General features: G+C 28.0%; 10 protein-coding genes and 1 pseudogene. 7 read left to right on the top strand and 4 right to left on the bottom strand.

From position 1 onward, the window contains the following. The 5 genes from AMN83_RS03010 to dnaQ all read left to right on the top strand — a co-directional run. A partial coding sequence (locus AMN83_RS03010; RefSeq protein WP_143323641.1) for a kinase/pyrophosphorylase occupies window positions 1–283 on the top strand: 283 nt, incomplete at its 5' end. After that, window positions 273–857: a Maf family protein gene (locus AMN83_RS03005; protein WP_075504204.1), complete on the top strand. Its 585-nt coding sequence runs from the start codon at window positions 273–275 to the stop codon at window positions 855–857. The genes AMN83_RS03010 and AMN83_RS03005, both read left to right, overlap by 11 nt. Further along, window positions 857–1,651 (top strand): shikimate dehydrogenase, encoded by a 795-nt coding sequence (aroE, locus tag AMN83_RS03000; protein WP_075504203.1) that lies wholly within the window; start codon window positions 857–859, stop codon window positions 1,649–1,651. Before AMN83_RS03005 ends, aroE begins: the two co-directional genes overlap by 1 nt. Next, on the top strand, window positions 1,644–2,216 hold the full coding sequence (coaE, locus tag AMN83_RS02995) for a dephospho-CoA kinase (RefSeq protein ID WP_075504202.1): 573 nt from the start codon (window positions 1,644–1,646) through the stop codon (window positions 2,214–2,216). Before aroE ends, coaE begins: the two co-directional genes overlap by 8 nt. Continuing rightward, window positions 2,213–2,875, top strand: a complete 663-nt coding sequence (dnaQ, locus tag AMN83_RS02990) for a DNA polymerase III subunit epsilon (protein ID WP_075504201.1) — start codon at window positions 2,213–2,215, stop codon at window positions 2,873–2,875. The genes coaE and dnaQ overlap by 4 nt, the downstream gene beginning before the upstream one ends. Here the strand turns inward: dnaQ and AMN83_RS02985 are convergent. Further along, entirely contained in the window at window positions 2,872–3,294 is a 423-nt protein-coding gene (locus AMN83_RS02985; protein WP_082255110.1) for a protein-export chaperone SecB, read from the bottom strand. The two genes, dnaQ and AMN83_RS02985, sit on opposite strands and share 4 nt — an antisense overlap. Next, window positions 3,278–3,706 carry an FxsA family protein gene (locus AMN83_RS02980; protein WP_075504199.1) on the bottom strand — a complete coding sequence of 143 codons (429 nt, stop codon included), beginning with the start codon at window positions 3,704–3,706 and terminating at the stop codon, window positions 3,278–3,280. Before AMN83_RS02980 ends, AMN83_RS02985 begins: the two co-directional genes overlap by 17 nt. 60 nt (window positions 3,707–3,766) lie before the next feature. Between AMN83_RS02980 and AMN83_RS02975 the strand changes: the two genes are divergently transcribed. Together AMN83_RS02975 and AMN83_RS02970 are read left to right on the top strand one after the other, a co-directional pair. After that, window positions 3,767–4,363, top strand: coding sequence for a Tim44/TimA family putative adaptor protein (locus tag AMN83_RS02975; RefSeq protein ID WP_075504198.1), 597 nt, complete (start codon window positions 3,767–3,769; stop codon window positions 4,361–4,363). Beyond that, entirely contained in the window at window positions 4,364–4,786 is a 423-nt protein-coding gene (locus tag AMN83_RS02970) for a Smr/MutS family protein (RefSeq protein ID WP_075504197.1), read from the top strand. Here AMN83_RS02970 and hslU read toward each other — a convergent pair. Both hslU and AMN83_RS02960 read right to left on the bottom strand, forming a co-directional pair. After that, window positions 4,776–6,149, bottom strand: a complete 1,374-nt coding sequence (hslU, locus tag AMN83_RS02965; protein WP_075504196.1) for an ATP-dependent protease ATPase subunit HslU — start codon at window positions 6,147–6,149, stop codon at window positions 4,776–4,778. The genes AMN83_RS02970 and hslU overlap by 11 nt on opposite strands. Continuing rightward, a pseudogene (locus tag AMN83_RS02960) lies at window positions 6,149–6,429 on the bottom strand (HslU--HslV peptidase proteolytic subunit); the annotation flags it as partial. The pseudogene AMN83_RS02960 and the gene hslU, both read right to left, overlap by 1 nt.

Raw genomic sequence — 6,429 nt, 5'->3', positions numbered from 1 at the left:
ACCAAGCATACTTAAAAAAAATCCAAAAATGACTTGTGTTGTTGGATTAAGTACTGAGCCAGAAAGGTTGGCTGATTTAAGGAAAAATAGAATGAATTCATTAAAAGAAACAGAAAACATTCAATATACAGATTTAGAAAATATAAAAAAAGAAGTTTTAGAGGCAAAAAAAACGTTTCAAAAGTATAAATGGCCCCTCATAGATGTCACCAGAAAGTCTGTTGAAGAAACAGCGGCTTCTATAATTAAAATTCACGAAATATATTTAAACAATGTTAAGTAAAATTATTCTTGCATCAAAAAGCAGGGTTAGAAAAGATATTTTAGATAAAAATAATATTGAATGCATTGTTGAACAATCAAATGTTGATGAAGATCCAGTTAAAGAAAGTCTATTAAAAGAACAGGCAAGTTCAGAAATAATTTCAAAAAATCTAGCCGAATTAAAAGCAAACAAAGTTAGTATGAAAAAAATTGATGAAATAGTCTTAGGGGCAGATAGCGTGATAGATTTAGAGGGCGAACTAATATCTAAACCAGAAAATAGAAAAGAGGCCATGGAAATATTAAGAAAACTCAATGGTAAATCACATTTTTTAATAAGCTCCGTGTGTATATCAAAAAATGGATCTATGATTTGGAATTATACTGATAAAGCAAAACTAACTATGAAAAATCATTCTGATGATGAATTAAAAAATTATTTATCTAAAATATCTGATGAAACCCTTTATGCATATAATGTATACCAAATAGAAGGAGAGGGTAGAAATTTATTTGCAAGAATAGAAGGCGATGAAGATACTATTATGGGGCTACCTGTCAAAAAAATAAAGGAGTATTTAGGATCATTATAATGAAAAAATATCTAGTTATTGGTAATCCGATTAGTCATTCATTGTCACCAAAACTTCATAATTATTGGCTAAAACAAAATAATATCGATGCTATTTATGATAAAATTAAATTAGAGGAAGATGGAATAAAAGAAATTATACAAGATATAAAAGAGCAAAAAATTGCTGGTTGCAATGTTACTGTTCCTTTTAAAAAAAAAGTAATTCCTTTCCTAGATATATTAAGCTTTGAAGCGGAAAAAACTCAGTCGGTAAATACAATTATTTTTGAAAAAGGTAATTTGATTGGACACAATACCGATATTATGGGTTTCGATAAAGCAATTAAAGCTTTAAATTTCAACATGAAAGATAAAAAAATTTTAATTCTGGGAGCTGGTGGTGTGGTTCCATCAATAATTTTTGCTCTTAAAGGAATGAATGTTTTGGAAATTACTATTAGCAATAGAACTAAACAAAAAGCAGAAAATTTAGGAATTTTATTTAAAAACCTTAATGTCATGGAATGGGGAAATTTGTCTGAATTTGATGTAGTTATAAATGCCACAAGTCTCGGTCTGAATAATGAAAAAATAAATTTAGATTTCTCAAATGTTGGCAAAAACAAATTATTTTATGACGTTATTTACAATCCAGCTGAAACAAGTTTTTTAAAAGAAGCAAAAGAATTGGGAAACAAAGCTGAAAATGGGGGGGCAATGTTCATTTATCAGGCCTCAGAAGCATTTAAATTATGGCACGGTATAGAACCAGAAGTTAATTTTGAAACCTTGAAACTTTTAAAAAATGATTAGAATTGGAATCTTGGGTAATATTGGTTCGGGCAAGAGTTATGTTGCGAATAATTTAGGCTACCCCGTGTTTGATGCGGATTATGAGGTAACAAAACTTTATAAAAAAAATAAAAAAATATTTTTAAAATTAAAAAAAATATTACCCAAAAATATAAAATCATTTCCTATAGAAAAAAAGGAAATTACCGAAGCTATATTACAAAAAAAGAGTAATTTAAAAAAAATAATAAAGATAGTTCACACTGAAGTAAGAAAAAAAATGAATTTTTTCTTAAAAAAAAATAAAAATAAAAAATTTGTAGTACTAGACGTGCCCCTGCTACTAGAGAATAAGCTTAATAAAAAAGGAGATGTTTTAATATTTGTAGATTCTAAAAGATCAGATGTTTTAAAAAATTTAACAAAGAGAAAACATTTTAACAAAAAACTATTTGATAAATTTAAAAAAATTCAATTTTCGAAACAATATAAAATGAAAAAATCTCATTTTGTAATCAAAAATGATTTTACCAAAAAAACAATTAGTACTAATATTAAAAATATTCTTCAAAAAATAAAGCAATGAAAGAAATAGTTCTGGATACAGAGACCACTGGTATTTCGATTAAAGAAGGCCATAGGATTGTTGAAATAGCTTGTATTGAGCTTGATAACCAAATACCAACAGGGAGAAAATTTAATTATTGTATAAATCCACAAAGAAAAGTTTCTGAAAAAGCTTTCAAGGTTCATGGCTACACAGATGAATTTCTATTAACACAAAAAAAATTTGTTGAAATAAAAGATGAGTTTTTATCTTTTATAAAAGATAAAACTTTGATTATACATAATTCAGAATTTGATCTTGGTCATTTAAATAATGAACTTGCAATTTGTAAAGAAGATCACATTTCAAACAATGTAATAGATACTTTGACTCTAGCCAGAGATAAATTTCCAGGATCACAAGTTAGTTTAGATGCCTTATGTAAACGCTTTAGAATAGACAACACGAAAAGAACTAAGCATAATGCTTTGCTGGATTGTTCACTATTAGCTAAAGTTTACATAAATTTAATTGATCAAAAAGAACCAAGTTTAAACCTTGAAAACCAAAATGACTCGATAGATAATTCAATTAATAATAAAATTCCTTATTATAAAAAAATAATCCAACCCTCTAAGGAAGAAATAAAAAAGCATAGAGAATATATCAAAACTAATTTAAAAAAAAATTTTTTTTAATTTTGATTATTTTTGTAAAGTTCTTCAAAATCAACTTTTTTGTTAAATGTTAATTCAGGATATCCTGATCCATGAAGTACATTTAAAAATGTTTTTTCTAATTCTGGATAAATTTCGTTCTGTAAATCACACAAAATTATTCTACCTAGATCTTTTTTATCTTTAATTTCATCATTTAATTTAATCACGGTTGCAAAAATAACCTCAAAAAGCGATTTTTTTAGGCTCTGGCCTTTATCCGAGTAAGTTAAAGTCGTTTCAACTTGTACTATTTTATCTTTTAAAAATTTTGATTTAATATCAATATTAAGTGAATAATTCGAAATATTATCTTTTACATGCAAATAAGTATCAATATCTGCAGTTTCTACCGACATGTCTCTTATAAATTTAGCTAAAATTTTATAATTTTTTGTCATAATCATCTTCTTTTATATCTTCAAATTCTCCATCTATATAATTTTTCTTAATTTTATTTTCTCTTTTATATTTTTTTCCTATTTTTCCAAAAATTAATTTTCTACTTATTGGAAAAATAAGTATAAATCCAATAACATCAGTTAAAAAACCAGGGATAATTAAAAGTAAAGCTGCAAATGCTATTGCCGCTCCCGAAATCATCTCATATGTTGGTGTTTCATTCCTACTTAATTGTAAAAATCCTGATTTAAGAGTGTTTAAACCTTCATACTTAGCGTAATAGACCCCAACGATTGCAGTTGTAAAAATGAGCAAAATAGTTGTAATGGCACCAATTTCAGCACCAATTTTGATTAAAAGATATATTTCAATTACAGGAACTAAAATTAAAGCAAAAAATATTGAGTTCATTTGTCCTTAATCTAAATTGCTGGTTGAAATTAATCAACAGAGTAATTACTATAAAAGACAATGAGTTATAGTTTTGAATACATAGATATTATTTTATTAGCAATGATTGCTGGGTTTATCTTTCTGAGATTGAGAGGAATTCTTGGTAAAAGAACTGGTTTTGAGGGAAAGTCACCAGCTCAATTTAAAGAGGTTTTAAAAAATATTAAGGTAGATCAAGCGGCTAAACCAAAAGAGAATTTTGATGACGAAGCTCAAAAAGAATTTTTAAAAGGTGCAAAAATTGCTTATGAAACAATTATTACTGATTTCAGTGATAATGATAATAGGATCACAAAAGCAAAACCCCTCTTAAATAAAGATATATTTAATCAATTTAATGATGCGTTGAAAGAGAGAGCAAAAAGAGGTCATTTTGCAGAAATAACATTTATTGGAGTTAATAAAGCTGAGATTAAGGAGCATAAAAAAATTGGAAATATTTTAAACGTAACAGTAAATTTTATAGCAGAGGTGATTACCTGCATAAAAGATAAAGATAAAAAAATTGTTTCTGGAGATCCTGAAAAAATTAAAAAAATTTATGATACTTGGATTTTTTCAAGAGATACAACGTCAGCAAATCCAAACTGGCAGCTAGTTAATATATTAACATAATTGAACGATAATATTTCAGATAAAGATAAAAAAGATTGGCACAAATTTATAAATAGCACTGAAAAATTACCTAATAAAGATTTTAAAAATCAAAAAAACAAAAATCAAAAAGTAAGATCAATAGATTTGCATGGTTATACTTTAGACGAAGCAAACAAAACTATAGAAGCTTTTATAAACAAAGCTTTTTCTGAAAATATTAACAAATTAATTATTGTTACAGGAAAAGGTCTTCACTCCGAAAACGAGAAAGATCCATATGTTTCAAAAGACCTTGGTATCCTAAAATATTCTGTTCCAGAATTTATTACTAATAATGCTGGTTTAATGAAAATGATAAATGAAATCACAGATGCTAAAATAGAAGATGGTGGTGGGGGCGCTTTTTATATTTTTTTGAAAAAAAATAAATCTATAAAATAAATTTTGAAAGATCTGTATCTTTAACGAGATTATCTAAGTTTTTATTTATATATTCTTTGTTAATAATAATTTTTTCCCCGGCTCTATCTGTGGCTGTAAAGCTTATTTCATCTAATATTTTTTCAATGATAGTGTGTAACCTTCTAGCACCTATATTTTCAACAGTTGTATTTACTTCTGAAGCAATGTTGGCTATTGCATCTATCCCATCTTCTGAAAATTCAAGATCAACATTTTCGGTTTTCAATAAAGCCACATATTGCTTGATTAAGCTAAAATCAGGTTCTCTTAAAATTCTTTTAAAATCATCACTAGTTAAAGCCTCAAGCTCAACTCTAATCGGTAATCTTCCTTGTAATTCAGGTAACAGATCAGATGGCTTTGCAAGCTGAAAGGCACCAGATGCAATAAATAAAATATGATCTGTTTTTATTGGACCATGTTTGGTGTTTACTGTAGTTCCTTCAATTAAAGGTAATAAATCTCTTTGAACACCTTCTCTTGAAACATCTCCGCCAACTCTATCTGTTCTTGCAGAAATTTTGTCTATCTCGTCTAAAAATACAATTCCATTGTTTTCAGTAGAAAGTTTTGCTGCCTTAATTATTTTATCTTGTTCAATTAACTTATCCGATTCGTCATTTATTAAAATCTCATGAGATTCTTTCACTGTCATTTTTTTCTTTTTTTCTTTATTGCCCATAGATTTTCCAATCATTTCACCAATGTTGATCATTCCAACATTAGCTCCAGGCATACCAGGAATCTCAAAAGAGGCACCACTTGAGCCAGTATCACTAACCGCTATTTCTATTTCATTATCGTCTAAATCACCATTTCTTAATCTTTTTCTAAAACTTTCTCTCGTTGCTAAACTTGCTTTTTTTCCAACTAAAGCATCTAAAACTTTTTCTTCAGCTGCTTTTTGAGCTTGTGCAAAAACTTCTTTTCTTTTTTTGACCTTTTCCATTGAAATAGCAATTTCAATTAAATCTCTAACTATTTGTTCAACATCTCTTCCTACATATCCAACCTCAGTAAATCTTGTAGCTTCAACTTTTACAAAAGGTGCCTCGGCTAGTTTTGATAATCTTCTAGAGATTTCAGTTTTACCAACACCAGTTGGCCCAATCATTAAAATATTTTTTGGTAAAACTTCATTTTTCATTTCACCTTTTAGAGCTTGTCTCCTCCATCTATTTCTTAAAGCAACCGCTACAGCTCTTTTTGCTTTATTTTGACCAACAACAAATCTATCTAACTCTGAGACTATTTCTCTAGGAGATAAGGAGCTTACTAATGAAGCCTCTTCTTTTTGATTTTTATCTTTTGGATGTAGTTGTGTTACGTTTGAATTATCCATTATATTTTTTCAATTTTAACATTATCGTTTGTGAAAACACATATATCAGCAGCAACTTTAATAGCTTTTTTAGCAACTTCTTCGGCAGACATATTGCCTTCCATTAAAACTTTTCCAGCAGCAAGAGCGTAATTACCACCCGAACCTATTCCAATTACATCTCCCTCTGGTTCTAAAACATCACCAGTCCCAGAAATAATATAACTATTTTTTTTGTCTCCAACTGCCATTAACGCCTCTAATCTTCGTAAATATTTATCTGTTCTCCAATCTTTTGCTA

The sequence above is a fragment of the Candidatus Pelagibacter communis genome (assembly GCF_001180025.1).
GTDB classification, from domain to species: Bacteria; Pseudomonadota; Alphaproteobacteria; order Pelagibacterales; family Pelagibacteraceae; genus Pelagibacter; species Pelagibacter ubique_A.
This window is presented reverse-complemented; position numbering and strand designations above follow the sequence as displayed.

Excerpts from the sequence above, each read along its gene's own strand:
- AMN83_RS03005 (WP_075504204.1), top strand. The coding sequence starts at position 273 with ATGTTAAGTAAAATTATTCTTGCATCAAAAAGCAGGGTTAGAAAAGAT.
- aroE (WP_075504203.1), top strand. The coding sequence starts at position 857 with ATGAAAAAATATCTAGTTATTGGTAATCCGATTAGTCATTCATTGTCA.
- coaE (WP_075504202.1), top strand. The coding sequence starts at position 1,644 with ATGATTAGAATTGGAATCTTGGGTAATATTGGTTCGGGCAAGAGTTAT.
- dnaQ (WP_075504201.1), top strand. The coding sequence starts at position 2,213 with ATGAAAGAAATAGTTCTGGATACAGAGACCACTGGTATTTCGATTAAA.
- AMN83_RS02985 (WP_082255110.1), bottom strand. The coding sequence starts at position 3,294 with ATGACAAAAAATTATAAAATTTTAGCTAAATTTATAAGAGACATGTCG.
- AMN83_RS02980 (WP_075504199.1), bottom strand. The coding sequence starts at position 3,706 with ATGAACTCAATATTTTTTGCTTTAATTTTAGTTCCTGTAATTGAAATA.
- AMN83_RS02975 (WP_075504198.1), top strand. The coding sequence starts at position 3,767 with ATGAGTTATAGTTTTGAATACATAGATATTATTTTATTAGCAATGATT.
- hslU (WP_075504196.1), bottom strand. The coding sequence starts at position 6,149 with ATGGATAATTCAAACGTAACACAACTACATCCAAAAGATAAAAATCAA.